We start from the raw sequence: 14,873 nt of genomic DNA, 5'->3' as shown, positions 1-14,873 counted from the left end.
TATTTATTTAGCATGCCGGGCATTTGTGTGTAATATTGCCAAAAACTTCTCTATGCGAACACTGGTTGTGGGCGACATACATTCTGGGCTAAGGGCTTTGGAGCAAGTCATGGACAAAGCCAAGGTAACACCAAAAGACCATATTATTTTTTTGGGGGATTATGTGGATGCCTGGAGCACCGCTGTGGAAACGGTGGATTTTTTAATCCAGTTGAAGGACACTTTAAATTGCACCTTTATTCGAGGCAACCATGACGAGCTCTGCAGGGATTGGCTGTTGACGCAAAAGGATAACCCGCAATGGTTGGCACACGGAGGCACTGCTACCCGACAATCCTACTTGGATGCCGATCGGAACAAGTGGGAAACGCACCTTCAATTTTACGCAGATCTTGAAAATTACTATCTCGCAGACGACAATAGACTCTATCTGCATGCCGGGTACACCAATCTAAAAGGGATTGATTACGAATATTTTGTGCAATCCTACTATTGGGACAGGACCTTGTGGGAACTGGCCACCGCACTTAATCCTCAATTGGAGCCTACTGACCCCAAATTCCCCAAAAGACTCACCCATTACAAAGAGGTTTTTATTGGTCATACCCCTTTGTCCAAGACCCAAGTGGTAAAACCCCAAAAAGCGGCCAATGTATGGAATGTGGATACCGGAGCGGCATTCAAGGGAGGGCTCACCATTCTGGATGTGGAAACCAAGGAATTTTGGCAAAGTGACCCGGTGCATACTTTTTATCCAGGGGAACGGGGCAGAAATTAGGATAAATCCATCCCAAAATAAATTTTAATCGAGACCTTTGTAAAAAACAAGTTTATGTCGATTAAAAATGTGCGTTTGGAGGTGATGCAGGCCATTGAACCCCAAGTAAAGGGTTTTATGGATGAGTTTCTTATACCAACCGAGAAAATTTGGCAACCCACTGATTTTTTACCCGATTCCCAATCCGATAACTTTTTTGATGAAGTGGTGCAGATTAGGGAAGAGGCCAAAGAACTCGGTTACGATTTTTGGGTGACCCTTGTGGCGGATACCATTACGGAAGAGGCATTGCCCACTTATGAATCGTGGTTGATGGATGTAGAGGGAATTGACCAGCACAACGGCAAGGAAAATGGTTGGAGTAAATGGGTAAGGGCCTGGACTGCCGAAGAGAACAGACATGGCGATGTTTTGAACAAGTACCTCTATCTTTCCGGTAGAGTGAATATGCGTGAAGTGGAAATCACTACCCAACACCTGATATCGGACGGATTTGATATTGGCACGGATAGAGATCCCTACAAGAATTTTGTATATACCTCCTTCCAAGAGTTGGCCACCAACATCTCGCACAAAAGGGTAGGTAAAATGGCCAGACAAAAGAGCAACGGTCTGCTGGCAAAAATGTGCACTATCATCGCTGGGGATGAAATGAGGCACCACTTGGCCTATCGTGAATTTGTGAAGACCATTATGGGTCAGGACCCCGATGGAATGGTGCAGGCGTTTGCCGATATGATGAAAAGGAAAATCGTGATGCCGGCCCATTTTTTACGGGAATCTGGTGGAAGTATTGGAGCAGCGTTTGAACACTTTTCCAACTGTGCGCAGAAGTTGGGTGTGTATACCGCCCAAGACTATGTGGATATCTTGAAGAAATTGAACAGCTATTGGGAAATCGGCAATCTACGTTCCCTTACTGAACAGGGAGAAAAGGCCAGGGACTATTTGATGAAGCTTCCTGAACGATTGGAACGTATAGCGGAGCGGATGAAATTCCCCCAGACCCAACAGACTTTCAAATGGGTAGAGGCCAACGGTTCATTATAGTTTAGGCTCAGAATTTTCCGGCACGATGTTTTTCTTGCCATTCCGCTAATTGTTTCCAATGGCCTTCATACGCCATTTTGGCCTGCATGGGCCATGAGGCGGGGTCGTGGATACGGTATCTCTTGCCTCCAGAATCCAATACTTCCTGACATTTGTCTGCCGAGGTCTCCGATAGTTGTTTCCACGTTTTGATGTTGAAATTGTGGAACAGGCCTTCAATCTTTGGGCCAATGCCCTCCACGATTTTAAGATCGTTCTCTTTGACTTTTGTGCCGAATGCCTGTTTGGCTTCCTCGGTGTTGAATACTGGTTGATATTTTGGTGTAATTGAAGATGATAAATTGTCGGAAACCTTTGGTTGTTTGGTTGAGGACAGTCTTTTTTTACAAGTATCCAGGTCGGCCTTCAGTTTGGCATTTTCAATTTCCAATATATTCAGTTGTTCCGAAAAGTCCGGAGCAGAAGGAGCATCCGATTTACCAAAAAAATAGCCCAAAACGGCCGCGATGATACCCACCATGGCGAGTATGATCCAGTACCAAATGTTAGCGCCTTCCAAATCCATGGTGTGAGAGGTTTAAATGCAGGACAACTGCCTATCCAAAATATTAAAAAAATCTTAAATTTTTGAAATTAAGTATAGGAATTTGAGCAGTTTACACCGAATTTTAAGGAAAGAGTACTATTTCTTCAACAGAAAATGGAACAAAAGGTGCCAATCATACAAAATTTGCGACCACTTGTAAGATACTTCCTTAATTCCCGAACAATAATGATGAAATTGCAGGCATAAAAGACAAACAACCCTATTTCTCCCGACAAAGTTCGGCATTGGAGTAGGGTTTAAGTTAAGTTTGAGTTAGTTAAGTTGGTTTAAAGACTGCCCATCTAGTGTTCATCCTAGTTGGGCGGCTTTTTTATAGGTCAAACTTAATGCCCTGTGCCAAAGGTAGTTCCGTAGTGTAATTGATGGTGTTGGTCTGTCTGCGCATGTATACTTTCCAAGCATCGGAACCGCTTTCTCGTCCGCCCCCGGTTTCTTTTTCACCACCAAAGGCACCGCCTATTTCGGCACCCGAAGTACCGATGTTCACATTGGCAATACCGCAATCACTTCCGGCAGCAGAAAGAAAACGCTCCGCCTCCCTTAGGTTGTTCGTCATAATGGCAGAAGAAAGTCCTTGGACCACACCATTCTGTTGCTCGATGGCATTCTCGACCCCACCGGAATACTTCAAAAGATATAGGATGGGGGCAAAGGTTTCTTCCTGTACGATCCTGAAGGAATTATCAGCCTCTACAATGGCAGGTTTTACGTAGCAACCGGTTTCGTAACCTTCGCCTTGCAAAACACCACCTTCAACCAAAATGTTTCCACCTTCTTTTTTGGCCTCTTCCAAGGCTTTTAGGTACATGTTCACGGCATCGGTATCGATCAAAGGCCCTACGTGGTTAGACTGATCCAACGGATTTCCAATCTTGATTTGTTCATAGGCAGAAGTAATGGCATCTTTTACCTTATCATAAATGGATTCGTGTATGATCAATCTTCTGGTTGAGGTACACCGTTGTCCAGCGGTGCCTACGGCCCCAAATACGGCCCCGATTACCGTCATTTTAATATCCGCATCCGGGGTTACGATGATGGCATTGTTGCCACCCAGTTCCAAAAGGGATTTGCCCAATCGGGATGCTACGGCCTGCGCTACGATCTTACCCATTCGGATAGACCCTGTAGCAGAAATTAAAGGGACTCTTTTATCGTTGGTCATCAATTCACCGACCTTATAATCGCCATTGATAAGGCACGAAATCCCTTCGGGAAGGTTATTTTTTTTCAACACCTCGGCAATGATGTTTTGGCAGGCAACCCCACAAAGCGGAACTTTTTCGGAAGGTTTCCAGATACAGACATCACCACATACCCAGGCCAAAGCCGTATTCCAGGCCCAAACGGCCACAGGAAAGTTGAAGGCCGATATAATGCCGACCACTCCCAGCGGATGATATTGTTCGTACATCCGGTGCCCCGGTCTTTCGGAGTGCATGGTCAATCCGTGCAATTGTCGGGAAAGGCCAACAGCAAAATCGCAGATGTCGATCATTTCCTGGACCTCTCCCAGCCCTTCTTGGTACGATTTGCCCATTTCGTAGGAAACCAACTTTCCTAGGGGTTCTTTAAGCTCGCGCAACCTTTCGCCGAACTGCCTAACAATCTCCCCTCTTTGCGGAGCAGGAACCAATCGCCATTGTTTGAAGGTAGCCGTTGCCGTTTGCATTACTTTTTCATAGTCTTCGGGCGAGGTGGTCTTCACCTTGCCGATAAGGGTACCATCAACAGGTGATATGGATGAAATGATCTCACCCGACCCAAAGTTTTCCGAACCGGTGGATGTTCCATTGTTTATCTCTTGAAGCCCAAGTTGTTTTAGGGCTTTATCCATTCCAAAATCTGCGGCAACTATCGACATTTATAACTTTTTAAAAGTGAATTGTTATATTTTCACAAAAATACAAATAATACTTCACAGGAAAAATGAAGATTTTTTAAAGCATTTGATGTGCTAGGAACAAGGCTATCCCCAAGAGGGCTGGCAATGCCTGAACGGTAAAGATTTTCTTTGACGCGGTCAGTGACCCGTAAATTCCTGCAACGGCCACACAGCCCAAAAAGAAAAGGGCCACATATACTTGCCACGTGGGGTCTTCGATTAGTAAAGACCAAATCAATCCAGCAGAAAGAAACCCATTGTACAGTCCTTGGTTGGCGGCCAAGGTCTTGGTAGGTTCAAACAAATCTTCAGGAAACTGGCGGAACACTTTTTTTGCCTTGGTCGTCCATGCGAACATCTCCAACCATAAAAAATACAGATGGAGTAAAGCCACAATGGCCACGATAATTTTGGCGAGCAACAGTATCATTCTTCTTTTGCCACAAAACGTTCATCCACAGGCATCACAGTGCCGCAATTGTCGCAGGTGCGGAGTTCTTCCGACCCGTAAAAATGTTTAAAATGGCCCAAAAAGTCCTTTTCGATATCGTTCAGGGGAAAATAGACCTCGTAGAGTTTGTGGTTGCAGTTATCACAGAACCAGAGCAGGCCATCTTTGGCATCAAGCGCTACCCTTTTCCGTTCCACCACTAGTCCGATGGAACCTTCTTGGCGTGCCGGGGAATGGGGTACTTTGGCGGGATGTAGGTACATATCCCCAGGCCCCAGTTTCATGGTTTTCTTTTGCCCGTCTTCCTGAATATGCACTTCAATATGGCCTTCCAGTTGATAAAAGAGTTCCTCGGTTTCATTATAGTGGTAGTCCTTTCGGGCATTGGGTCCGGCAACGATCATCACAATATAGTCATCCGATTCTTTGTAAAGGTTCCTGTTGCCCACGGGGGGTTTAAGGGTATCGCGGTTTTCCTCTATCCATTTGTTCAGGTTGAATGGAGCCTGTATAGCCATAATTCAAGATTTTACGAAAGGTAAAAAAAACCTAGGTGGCAACATAGCATACAACAAAAAAAGGCCTGCAATCCTGCAGGCCTCTTTTCACAAATATTTTGGTTTGATTATTCCACTTTCATGAAAATCTGGGTAAAGTAAGGCCTCCCTTCCTTGTCCAACTCAACGCTGAGGGTGGTATGCGTAAAATCCCCTTCCATGGCTGCTTTGTGTGATGAACTATTGAGCCAACCCTCCAAGGTTTTTTCGGCCGTGGTGTAGTAACGGGCCACATTTTCTGAAATGCTCACCGCATTGGTCACCTCTGCAATTTTGGTTGCCCTATTTTCAAAGTTATCGTGGCTCAAAGAGTTTTTGGAAATCATATAGTCGTTGTGCTCTTCAGCATATTTATAGGAAACGGTACTGTTCTCCAATGCATTCAATCCGATATCTGAGCGATGTTGGTTCACCAAAGCCAACAAATCTGTTTCCATGGCCACGGGATCAATGGTTACTTTATCGTTGCCCAAGGTAGCCTCGGTATACTGTTCTTCTTCTTGGGTGGATGTTGTGCTGCATTCGCTTAAAGTAAACAAGAGCACTATGACCAATACTATGCCATATACTTTTTTCATTTTCGGGGTGTTTTCGGGGGTGTTCTAAATCCCCTAGTGTTCTGGCCACTAATCTAATGGACTGTGCGGGCATTACCATAAAATATCCACAGAAAGGCAATTTCTTACGTTGAATTGCACCAACTGAAATCTACCATAGCAGATAGTCGAAAAATCTTGCTTTTTGTCTTATGGCATTGAATGTTATATGACTTGTTGGTTTACCTCAATTTCTTCCTCTGGTTCGGTTTCATCATCGTCATCCAAAACCAATGAGAAAACAAAGGCACCTATATCCCGAACAGGTTGGTAAAACGCGGAGTTCTCTCTGGTTTCTTCCTTGATCATGTTCATGGGACCGGAAAGTTTTTCCAGAAAAATAAGTAGCGCACCTATAATAACAGCCACTTTCAACATACCGAAAAGTCCACCGGCAATCTTGTTCAATAGCCCTAGCATGGCAAAATCAGCAATTTTGGTCAAGAACTTTCCGGCAAGGTTCACCACAATGATGATGGCAAAAAAGGTGATGAGAAAAGCGGCCAGTTTCAGGTACTGCTCACTCCAATCGAACCGTTGGGCCAAATATTCCCCAGTGATGTGTGAAAAGTGGATGGCCCCGTAAATCCCTACAATAAGGGCCACCAAGGAAGCCACTTCCACAAAAAGTCCGTTCTTAAGACCTTTGTACAGGCCCCAGACCAACAATATTCCGATGACGATATCAAAAAAGCTCATAGGCAGGTTTTAACAAATATAGAATATTGATTTGTACCTTTGGATTTCTTACAAAAACTTATGTCCAGAGACGAAAAACTAAGGGAACGATGGGATGATTTAGTGGTAAAACTGTCCGCACAGTTTTCGGATGGGGACCCCTTGGAGTTGGACGGCATCATCTATCTAGTGGGTGTGCAGGAACTGGGAAGCTACCATCGCAGTTTCAAAAAAGATGAAAAGGTAAACCTGATGCACATTGCCATTTGTAGGTTGTTGGAGCCCTATGGGTATTACGATTTCGATTTTTTTGATGAGGAAGGCTGGCCCCATTACAAAGTAAAGGAACAATTACCGCCCTTAAAGGCCGGGGAGCAGGCAATTCTGATGAAGGAGGCCTTGGTCAATTATTTTCTTGAAAAACAATACATCCTATAAATGGAACTGCAAAAACCCTATTACGCCGTTATTTTTACTAGCTTACGAACCGAGGGAGACCAAGGATATGCCCAAATGGCTGCCGAAATGGAAGAACTGGCCCGTCAACAACCTGGCTTTTTGGATGTTGAAAGTGCCCGTGACGGACTTGGGATCACCGTAAGCTATTGGGAAAGCTTGGAAGCCATTGCCCATTGGAAGGCGAACATGGACCACAGGCAGGCCCAAAAAAATGGAATCAAAACATGGTATTCCTGGTACAAGGTGAGGATTTGCCGTGTGGAAAGGGAATACGAATTCAACAAATAATCTATGAGCCAGGACATTGCTTTTTCCAACATTGGCCGAAAAGAAAAACTTCAGAAAATAGCCGCCGACACCTACGATTTGATTGTGGTAGGAGGTGGGATTACCGGTGCGGGAATAGCGTTGGACGCTTCTTCACGAGGGTTGAAAGTCTTACTGTTGGAAAAGAACGATTTTGCATCGGGTACCAGTAGCAAGTCTACCAAGTTGATCCACGGAGGACTTCGGTATTTGAAGCAGTTCGACTTTTGGTTGGTGAAGGAAGTAGGTTCCGAAAGGGCGATTGTGCACAAACTAGCTCCTCATTTGGTGATTCCTGAAAAAATGTTGTTGCCTTTGATCGAAGGGGGTTCCTATGGCAAATGGCTTACCTCCATCGGGTTGAAGGTGTACGACATTTTAGCACAAGTTACTGGGGACGATAAAAGACAGATGTTGGAAAAAAAGGAGGCCATGAAATTGGAACCCCTTTTGCCCAAAAAGATATTGAACGGAGCCGGCTACTATGCCGAATACCGAACCGATGATGCCAGGCTAACGTTGGAGAACGTCAAGACAAGTCTTCAATTTGGCACCCAGGCCCTTAACTATACCAAGGTCACTGATTTTGTGTATAAAGATGAGCAGGTGGCCGGCGTTACTTTCAAGGATGAGGTTTTTGGGGAAGAATACAGTGTTTCTTCAACTTATGTCATCAATGCTGCCGGGCCTTGGGTAGATGAACTCCGAAGCGTGAACCAGTCCAAAAAGGGAAAACGCCTGCACTTGACCAAAGGGGTGCATTTGGTGTTTCCAAAGGAAAAACTACCGGTGCAGCAATCGGTGTATTTTGATATTCCCGATGGCCGGATGATGTTCGCCATTCCCCGTGGCAAGGTCACCTATATCGGCACTACGGATACCAATTACAATGCTGATAAGGACCATGTGACCACCGATATTGCAGATGCCATTTATTTGATTACTGCCGTGAACCATATGTTCCCCGACATCCATTTGGAGCTGGACGATATTGTGTCCTCATGGGCTGGATTGCGTCCCTTGATCCATGAAGAGGGCAAATCCGCTTCTGAACTTTCGAGAAAGGATGAAATTTTCACTTCGGATACCGGTTTGATCAGCATTGCCGGAGGGAAGTTGACAGGCTACCGGAAAATGGCAGAACGTGCGGTAAACCGCATCGCCAAACATATGGAAGAGGACCATGAACGAAAATTGGAACCCTGCACCACGGACAAAATCCCACTTTGTGGAAGCGATTTTAAAAAGTACAAGCACGTAAAAAAATACATTGCCACGGTTTTTGACCGATTGCATGACAATGGCTTTACGGAATACGATGCTTGGTACTTGGTGACCACCTATGGCAAACAGACCGAGACCATTCTGGAATTGTACGCCCAAATCAAGGCAGAAAATCTACAGGAAAGAATGATCCGTGCCGAAGCCCAGTTTACCATAGCCCATGAGATGGCCTTGAACCCGATGGATTTCTTTATCCGAAGAACGGGTAGACTCTATTTTGATATAGACAGTGTCCGCAAATTTATAGAACCCGTTTTTGAGGAATTCCAAACGGCGTATGGTTACTCTTCGGAAGAAATGGACGCGTTCAGGGCCGAAATGGAACGCGAATTGAAGGGACATTCCAATTTTTCGCTGGATAGGGAATAGATACATCTTAACTATATTTTATATTTTAGGAACGTTAATATTCACAGTAAGGCCTTTACTGACCTCATAAAGGACTTTTGCAATTTTTGTAAATGGACTATAGAGGAAATGGAAATGGCACTGAATGCCCACAAGAACAACCCCATAGGATTTTAATAGTAGACGATCACCCGCTTAGCTGTAAAGGGTATGAGTTAATCATTCAAATGGGCATCCAAAAAGGAATTCTGCCCTATTTTGATATTGAAATTATCCACTCCCTTGAAGCTGCCTATAGGTTGTTTATAGAGGAATCCTTCACATGTGATATGGTCCTCCTTGATATCTGTATGAAGCCATTCCCAGAACAAAACCTTTTTTCTGGTGATGATCTAGGGAGATGGGTTATAGAAAAATATCCCAAGATTAAAATATTGGTGATGACTAGCCTATTGGAAAGGCATCGGCTAGGCAATATCCTAAAAACACTTAACCCTCTTGGTTTTTTGATTAAGTCAGAAGTAGATGAACTTAATTTGGTACAGGCTGTTCGGAGTGTTTTAAGAGGAATACCCTTTTATTCAGCGACCATTATGGAAGTAATGAGGAACCGGTTTGTTTCCGATATACAACTGGATTTGGAGGAGAAGACATTTATATGGCTTCTTTCCCAAGGGACACCCACCAAAGAAATACCCGAACAGTTGCATTGGTCCTTGTCCAAAGTAGAAAAAAGAAAGCGGGCTCTTCGTAAGAAATTGGGAGTAGAAAATAATACTACAATGGCCTTGGTAAAAAAGGCCAAAGAACTGGGAATCATATGATGGAAAATATGCGGGAAACCGCAAAAGATATGCGGTTTTTTCGCTCCTAATATTCAACGTAACAAGATAGTTTTATCCCAATCTTAATATTTAATGAAAATCCAAATTATGCAATTGTCTAAAACAAAATCTATAATAACTCCTAACATCTTTTTTCAAATTGGGGCATTTGTTTTGATGGTACAATTGGGCTCATGTGATAATGCTGAAGAACAAAACTTGCCACTGAAACAAACCCAATCCATTTCTTTACTCATAGACAAAGCAGATATTGAAAAGGCGGAATTAAAGGAAAAATTGGCCTACAAGAACTTCCACCTTACTTTTCTAATGGAGGAAGTGCTTAGACTAAATCCAGATTTTAACGAAATATCAGTTAAGAAATTAAGTAAGAAAGGGTATTCGGAAGCTATTTATTTTGATGATTTACTCAGCGAACAGTTTATAGGGGAAGGGCAAAGATCAAAAATTGATAGTATTCAAGAATCCTTAGAAGCGTTCAATGATTTGGAGAGGGAATCTTGGCATCCATATGTGCTTATGATTAAAGAAGGAGAAGGAAATGAGTATTTGTTTCTGATTAATAGTTATGACCCATATACAAAGAAAGAAATTGTTCAGGGATACAAACTGAGCCCTACGGTTCAATTGAGATTGAGATATGTCGATTTGTCTAAAGAAGACATTTTTGGGTCTAACCCTATTCAGGAAACAATAGGTAATACAATTTATGTTCTTGGAATATTACCTGAGAATCAAGAAAATATGCTGGAGGTCCCTCTAACGGAAGAAGAGTTTGAAGGGGGAGAGGGGGCCTCTAGTGGCGGAGGCTCGGGAAGCAGTGATAATTATGTAAAAACACAATATGTCAAGATCAAAGACAAAAAAGAATCTTGGGTGGAAAAAGCAGATGTAAAATTTGAAGTGGTTACTGCCACTCCTTCCTCTCTAGCACCTGGGGATTTTCGTACACATTGCGGTGTGAATGCTGGATTGGGATGTTATTGGAATGGAAGTTTTTTGGTCCACTGTAACAATAGTGAAGTAGGAGACAAAAGACTCATAAATAGAAATATGGGCATTCTTCAGACAGGGACATTTGCTGAAATTGCTGTCTATGTAATTTTCGAGTATGATGCTTGGCCTGCTCCAACACATGTTTATGAAAAAACGTTGAACGGAGAATCCTTAAAAGTCGGTTATAGGTCTTACCAGTCACCATATGATGAACAAGTGGTGAACTTTAATAGCCAAAACCCATATAACCTTACAAATGGGAAAAACTTATCGCGAAACAACAGTGATATTGAATATAACTTTAAATAAGATTTAATGAGGGCAGCAAAATTATTTGGACTGGCAATTGTTCCTTTCTTTTTACATGCACAAGAAACTGCCAGTGATGCTAAAAATTCCATAATGTTTCTTTTAGGAACGGAATATAGGATAACACCCATTTATGGTTCCGTCAACTTTTCTGAAAACGCCAGTTTTACAAATATTGATATTCAAAACTCAGGAATTGCCCTGAATCTAGGTTTGGAGTATGGGATTACCAAAAATTTGGCTATTGGTTTTGCTAATAGTTTCAGGTATGATTTGGTAATTGCTCAGAAACCGGAAGGTAACAACGAGATAAATATTGGAAAAGTAGACTACAATCTCATTGTTGACTACCATCTATACCTTAATTATTATTTTAAAACATATACAAAAGGCGGCTTTTTTGTTAGTGCCGGAATGTCCTTGCTTAATACCAATACAGATTTTTCCATAAAACAAATTGATGAATACGGAGAAGGTTTTTATGTTTCAGATTTTGGTTTCTTCGCCAATAGAGTATCAATAGGTTTTCAATTGTCAAAAAGTAGAATTTATTTGGGTATGAATATGTCAAGAACGACTGACTATTTTGATGAAACAACTTCCTTTATAATACCACATATTGGATTTAGCTATAACCTTGCGAGGTTGTAACTAATCATTTATGAAGTTAAATCGCAAATTGGAAAATTATGATTTGTAGATGGGAGTAAAAATCAATCCAACTTCTCCGTAAGCTTCTCAAATACCTTTTTGGGATCCTTGTTTTTGTACAGGATTTGGTACACCGCATTGATGATGGGCGTCTTGGATTTTTTCTCCAACTTTTCCATCAACAAATGGGCGCTTTTGGTTGCGTAATACCCTTCGGCCACCATGTTCATCTCCATCATGGCGCTTTTTACGGTATAGCCCTTGCCAATCATATTCCCGAACATTCGGTTTCTACTAAAAATGGAATAGCCCGTCACCAAAAGGTCTCCCAAATAGGCCGAGGCATTGATGTTGCGTTTCATTTTGTACACCCGATCAATGAACCGTTTCATTTCCCGAATGGCGTTGCTCATGAGTACACTTTGAAAATTGTCGCCATAACCTAAACCGTGGGCAATCCCTGCAGCAATGGCATAAATGTTCTTCAGCATGGCGGCATACTCGGTTCCGATGATGTCGTCGGAAATTTTGGTACGGATGTATTCGCTCTTTAAATGTTGCGCCACTATTTTGGCCTTTTCCCCATCGGCACAGGCAATGGTAAGGTAGGATAGCCGCTCGAGGGCTACTTCCTCGGCATGGCAAGGTCCGGTAAGTACCCCGATGTTCTCAAAGGGGATGTTGTATTTTTCATGAAAATGCTCCCCCACGATCAAACCACTTTCGGGAACAATCCCCTTTATGGCTGAAAATATGACTTTATCCTTCAAAGAAGCCGTCAATTTTTGAAGTTCGCCCTCCAAAAAGGCGGAAGGGATGGCAAAGATCAGCACATCACTGGCTTCCACAATTTCATTGATGTCAGGACTCAAGTGAAGTTGTTCCACCTCAAATTCCACCGAACTCAAATAGTTAGGGTTGTGCCCTTCCTTAACAATATGTCGAATGGCCGAATCACTCCGCATATACCACCCAACACGGTCCCCGTTTTCTGTCAACATTTTTACAATGGCCGTTCCCCAGCTCCCTCCACCAAAAACACCGAATCGTAGTTTGTCTTGCATGCAACCAAATTAGGCTGTAAAGCTAAAAAATAAATTCATGGCTTCATTATCAATTGATTATCAAATAGTTAAAAATTTTGGCACGGTGATTGGTCTATACGTGGTGAACTTTAAAGCCTCGATTATGAAAAATGGAAAACTACTCTTTGGAATTTTAATGATAGGCCTTTTGGCCAGTTCTTGTTACACAGAGGTCATCGTGGACGATGGATTTATTGAAGAATCGCCCATCAACACCGCCTTGGTTTTGGAATCCTATGATCTGTGGTATGTCGATATCAATGCAACAAAAGGAAATGGCGAAGTGCCATTTCTACAACGCGCATTTACCATTTCCTTTGATAGGGGAGTTGTGTATGCCAACAACAATTTGGTGGGAATCGGTAAAACCGGAAACGGTTTGGGGATTGATGTGGGAACCTATGGAACTTTTGTTGGACAAGTGGAGGTGGATCATGATGTGGACGGGCTTTGGCTTCTCGATGTGTATGCCGTGAACAACAACACCTTGGAATTGTACGATGCAAGAAGCAAAACTTCCTATATTCTCCGTGGGTTCCAGAGAAGCACTTTTGATTACGATCAAGTGTTCTACGATAACATCCATTACTTTTTGCAGGAATACCAGGTTTGGGAGAAAACGTACACCAGTGAAGTTGGCGCAATCAACGAGTTTGACGAGGAAAATTACCTTCAGTTCTTCTCAGATGGCGGTGGATATTTCAGGTCCTCCATTGATGGACAGGGCATCCCGATTTCCAACATTCAATGGGACTATGAAGGGGATTACGAAGTGTACGATGTGGCCAACAATGCCACCCTGAAAACTTTAACACTGGATTATGACTTCCTGGGCAATGATTATTTTGAGTTGTACGTTATTAATGACAGTACAATAGAGTTGTACCATGTGTCCAGCGGAACGGTTTATGAGTTTACAGGAAGAGGATACATGCAGTTTTTGAAATCAGGAGACACGGGTAAAAAACGTTCTAAGATCATTAACCCGACCATGAACGTGACCCGACAACGAGATTTGTAAGGAAGAACAGTAATGTTCGACTATACTAATAGTTTTTTTGGTTGGTTATTTAGTTAAGTGCCGCCCCAAGTAGCAATACTTGGGGCGGTTCTTTTTAGGACTGTTTCCTTTTGTAGGTTGATGGGTTTTCACCGCTGATTTTTTTAAAGGTCCTATTAAAATAGGAAAGGCTCTCAAAACCACATTCGTAACAGGTTTCGGTGATGTTTCTTCCAGCCAATAAAAGGCGCTTGGCCTGGGTGATGCGGTATTGGTTTAAAAATTGGGTAAAGGTGCTGCCCGTGTTCTGCTTAAAATATCTACAAAAAGCCTCCTTGCCCAAGTTTACTTGTTGGGCCATATCGTCCAGTTCAATTTTTTGGGAATAATGCTCATCAATATAGGAATACACCTGTTGCAACCGTTGTTGCTGTTTGTTTGCCTTATCGTTGATGATAGGATTGGCATGTAACAGTTCAAACTCATTGCTCTTTGCCAAAATTTTGAGCAATTTCAAGATTTCCAAAAATTGCCCGAACCGGGTCATGGGCTGTAATTGCTTCATGATCTGCCCTACGGATTTTTTCGTTTCCCCATAAAAGGCAATGCCGTGTTGCGATTTTTCCAAAAGCTCATAAACATCTTCCAGTTCCTCAATCTCACTGAACACTTTTTCTTTAAAGGAAGCACTGATGTGCAATACCTCCTTGTGGTACTCTGTCCGTATGCCATGATCAAAATTCAAATGGGGAATGTTGGAGCCGATCAGTACCAGGTCACTTCCGGTAAAGTTGGACAAATGATGCCCCACATGCCGTTTCCCGTTGGCCCCTTCAATATAGACCAGTTCAAACTCCGGATGGAAGTGCCAAAAGAATAGATCGTTCAACTTCGGATTGTGCAATAAATGGAAGGAGCTCTTGTCGTTCGGTTGTATGTTTTCGAGCTGAATTTTCAATTTATTGTCTTTTAACTTTTCAATTTAGGA

17 protein-coding genes are annotated in these 14,873 nt (G+C 42.8%); 9 read left to right on the top strand and 8 right to left on the bottom strand.

All coding sequences use genetic code 11. From position 1 onward, the window contains the following. Positions 1-52: 52 nt before the first annotated feature. Positions 53-778 (top strand): metallophosphoesterase, encoded by a 726-nt coding sequence (locus GTK07_RS01225; protein WP_163632127.1) that lies wholly within the window; start codon positions 53-55, stop codon positions 776-778. 54 nt (positions 779-832) lie between these two features. Further along, a complete protein-coding gene (locus GTK07_RS01220; protein WP_163632124.1) occupies positions 833-1,828 on the top strand; it encodes an acyl-ACP desaturase in 996 nt (331 codons plus the stop codon). 7 nt (positions 1,829-1,835) lie between these two features. Here the strand turns inward: GTK07_RS01220 and GTK07_RS01215 are convergent, their stop codons facing one another. The 6 genes from GTK07_RS01215 to GTK07_RS01190 form a co-directional block, all read right to left on the bottom strand. Further along, complete coding sequence (locus tag GTK07_RS01215) at positions 1,836-2,393, bottom strand: hypothetical protein (protein ID WP_203583696.1); 558 nt, start codon at positions 2,391-2,393, stop codon at positions 1,836-1,838. A 352-nt stretch (positions 2,394-2,745) separates the two neighbouring features. Then, entirely contained in the window at positions 2,746-4,299 is a 1,554-nt protein-coding gene (gene amaB / locus GTK07_RS01210) for an L-piperidine-6-carboxylate dehydrogenase (RefSeq protein WP_163632121.1), read from the bottom strand. 76 nt (positions 4,300-4,375) lie between these two features. Then, the gene (locus GTK07_RS01205) at positions 4,376-4,750 is read right to left on the bottom strand and encodes a DUF1304 domain-containing protein (protein WP_203583695.1); all 375 of its coding nucleotides are present in this window, start codon (positions 4,748-4,750) and stop codon (positions 4,376-4,378) included. Next, a complete protein-coding gene (locus GTK07_RS01200; RefSeq protein ID WP_119640587.1) occupies positions 4,747-5,289 on the bottom strand; it encodes a 3-hydroxyanthranilate 3,4-dioxygenase in 543 nt (180 codons plus the stop codon). The genes GTK07_RS01205 and GTK07_RS01200 overlap by 4 nt, the downstream gene beginning before the upstream one ends. Before the next feature lie 107 nt (positions 5,290-5,396). Further along, complete coding sequence (locus tag GTK07_RS01195; protein WP_163632118.1) at positions 5,397-5,906, bottom strand: CAP domain-containing protein; 510 nt, start codon at positions 5,904-5,906, stop codon at positions 5,397-5,399. 183 nt (positions 5,907-6,089) lie between these two features. Continuing rightward, positions 6,090-6,623: a CvpA family protein gene (locus tag GTK07_RS01190; protein ID WP_163632115.1), complete on the bottom strand. Its 534-nt coding sequence runs from the start codon at positions 6,621-6,623 to the stop codon at positions 6,090-6,092. 60 nt (positions 6,624-6,683) lie between these two features. Here GTK07_RS01190 and GTK07_RS01185 point away from each other — a divergent pair, with 60 nt between their 5' ends. The 6 genes from GTK07_RS01185 (at position 6,684) to GTK07_RS01160 (ending at position 11,800) form a co-directional block, all read left to right on the top strand. After that, a complete protein-coding gene (locus tag GTK07_RS01185) occupies positions 6,684-7,040 on the top strand; it encodes a hypothetical protein (RefSeq protein ID WP_163632112.1) in 357 nt (118 codons plus the stop codon). After that, positions 7,041-7,349, top strand: coding sequence for an antibiotic biosynthesis monooxygenase family protein (locus tag GTK07_RS01180; protein ID WP_163632109.1), 309 nt, complete (start codon positions 7,041-7,043; stop codon positions 7,347-7,349). It abuts the gene before it with no gap. Positions 7,350-7,352: 3 nt separating this feature from the next. Further along, complete coding sequence (locus tag GTK07_RS01175) at positions 7,353-9,020, top strand: glycerol-3-phosphate dehydrogenase/oxidase (RefSeq protein ID WP_163632107.1); 1,668 nt, start codon at positions 7,353-7,355, stop codon at positions 9,018-9,020. A 92-nt stretch (positions 9,021-9,112) separates the two neighbouring features. Then, on the top strand, positions 9,113-9,823 hold the full coding sequence (locus GTK07_RS01170) for a DNA-binding response regulator (protein ID WP_163632104.1): 711 nt from the start codon (positions 9,113-9,115) through the stop codon (positions 9,821-9,823). A gap of 93 nt (positions 9,824-9,916) precedes the next feature. After that, positions 9,917-11,149 (top strand): hypothetical protein, encoded by a 1,233-nt coding sequence (locus tag GTK07_RS01165; RefSeq protein WP_163632101.1) that lies wholly within the window; start codon positions 9,917-9,919, stop codon positions 11,147-11,149. A gap of 6 nt (positions 11,150-11,155) precedes the next feature. Further along, positions 11,156-11,800, top strand: coding sequence for a hypothetical protein (locus GTK07_RS01160; protein WP_163632098.1), 645 nt, complete (start codon positions 11,156-11,158; stop codon positions 11,798-11,800). 62 nt (positions 11,801-11,862) lie between these two features. Here the strand turns inward: GTK07_RS01160 and GTK07_RS01155 are convergent, their stop codons facing one another. Further along, a complete protein-coding gene (locus tag GTK07_RS01155; protein WP_163632096.1) occupies positions 11,863-12,864 on the bottom strand; it encodes an NAD(P)H-dependent glycerol-3-phosphate dehydrogenase in 1,002 nt (333 codons plus the stop codon). A 124-nt stretch (positions 12,865-12,988) separates the two neighbouring features. Here GTK07_RS01155 and GTK07_RS01150 point away from each other — a divergent pair, with 124 nt between their 5' ends. Beyond that, a complete protein-coding gene (locus tag GTK07_RS01150) occupies positions 12,989-13,906 on the top strand; it encodes a nicotinic acid mononucleotide adenyltransferase (protein WP_163633441.1) in 918 nt (305 codons plus the stop codon). A 94-nt stretch (positions 13,907-14,000) separates the two neighbouring features. Here GTK07_RS01150 and GTK07_RS01145 read toward each other — a convergent pair whose 3' ends face one another. Beyond that, on the bottom strand, positions 14,001-14,843 hold the full coding sequence (locus GTK07_RS01145) for a helix-turn-helix domain-containing protein (RefSeq protein ID WP_163632093.1): 843 nt from the start codon (positions 14,841-14,843) through the stop codon (positions 14,001-14,003). Between the last annotated feature and the right edge of the window lie 30 nt (positions 14,844-14,873).

Origin of the sequence: Flagellimonas sediminis (assembly GCF_010500845.1) — a bacterium.
Lineage (GTDB): Bacteria > Bacteroidota > Bacteroidia > Flavobacteriales > Flavobacteriaceae > Flagellimonas > Flagellimonas sediminis.
This window is presented reverse-complemented; position numbering and strand designations above follow the sequence as displayed.

Excerpts from the sequence above, each read along its gene's own strand:
- GTK07_RS01160 (WP_163632098.1), top strand. The coding sequence starts at position 11,156 with ATGAGGGCAGCAAAATTATTTGGACTGGCAATTGTTCCTTTCTTTTTA.
- GTK07_RS01175 (WP_163632107.1), top strand. The coding sequence starts at position 7,353 with ATGAGCCAGGACATTGCTTTTTCCAACATTGGCCGAAAAGAAAAACTT.
- GTK07_RS01205 (WP_203583695.1), bottom strand. The coding sequence starts at position 4,750 with ATGATACTGTTGCTCGCCAAAATTATCGTGGCCATTGTGGCTTTACTC.
- GTK07_RS01195 (WP_163632118.1), bottom strand. The coding sequence starts at position 5,906 with ATGAAAAAAGTATATGGCATAGTATTGGTCATAGTGCTCTTGTTTACT.
- GTK07_RS01170 (WP_163632104.1), top strand. The coding sequence starts at position 9,113 with ATGGACTATAGAGGAAATGGAAATGGCACTGAATGCCCACAAGAACAA.
- GTK07_RS01155 (WP_163632096.1), bottom strand. The coding sequence starts at position 12,864 with ATGCAAGACAAACTACGATTCGGTGTTTTTGGTGGAGGGAGCTGGGGA.
- GTK07_RS01190 (WP_163632115.1), bottom strand. The coding sequence starts at position 6,623 with ATGAGCTTTTTTGATATCGTCATCGGAATATTGTTGGTCTGGGGCCTG.
- GTK07_RS01220 (WP_163632124.1), top strand. The coding sequence starts at position 833 with ATGTCGATTAAAAATGTGCGTTTGGAGGTGATGCAGGCCATTGAACCC.
- GTK07_RS01165 (WP_163632101.1), top strand. The coding sequence starts at position 9,917 with ATGAAAATCCAAATTATGCAATTGTCTAAAACAAAATCTATAATAACT.
- GTK07_RS01225 (WP_163632127.1), top strand. The coding sequence starts at position 53 with ATGCGAACACTGGTTGTGGGCGACATACATTCTGGGCTAAGGGCTTTG.
- GTK07_RS01185 (WP_163632112.1), top strand. The coding sequence starts at position 6,684 with ATGTCCAGAGACGAAAAACTAAGGGAACGATGGGATGATTTAGTGGTA.
- GTK07_RS01150 (WP_163633441.1), top strand. The coding sequence starts at position 12,989 with ATGAAAAATGGAAAACTACTCTTTGGAATTTTAATGATAGGCCTTTTG.
- GTK07_RS01200 (WP_119640587.1), bottom strand. The coding sequence starts at position 5,289 with ATGGCTATACAGGCTCCATTCAACCTGAACAAATGGATAGAGGAAAAC.
- GTK07_RS01215 (WP_203583696.1), bottom strand. The coding sequence starts at position 2,393 with ATGGATTTGGAAGGCGCTAACATTTGGTACTGGATCATACTCGCCATG.
- GTK07_RS01180 (WP_163632109.1), top strand. The coding sequence starts at position 7,041 with ATGGAACTGCAAAAACCCTATTACGCCGTTATTTTTACTAGCTTACGA.
- amaB (WP_163632121.1), bottom strand. The coding sequence starts at position 4,299 with ATGTCGATAGTTGCCGCAGATTTTGGAATGGATAAAGCCCTAAAACAA.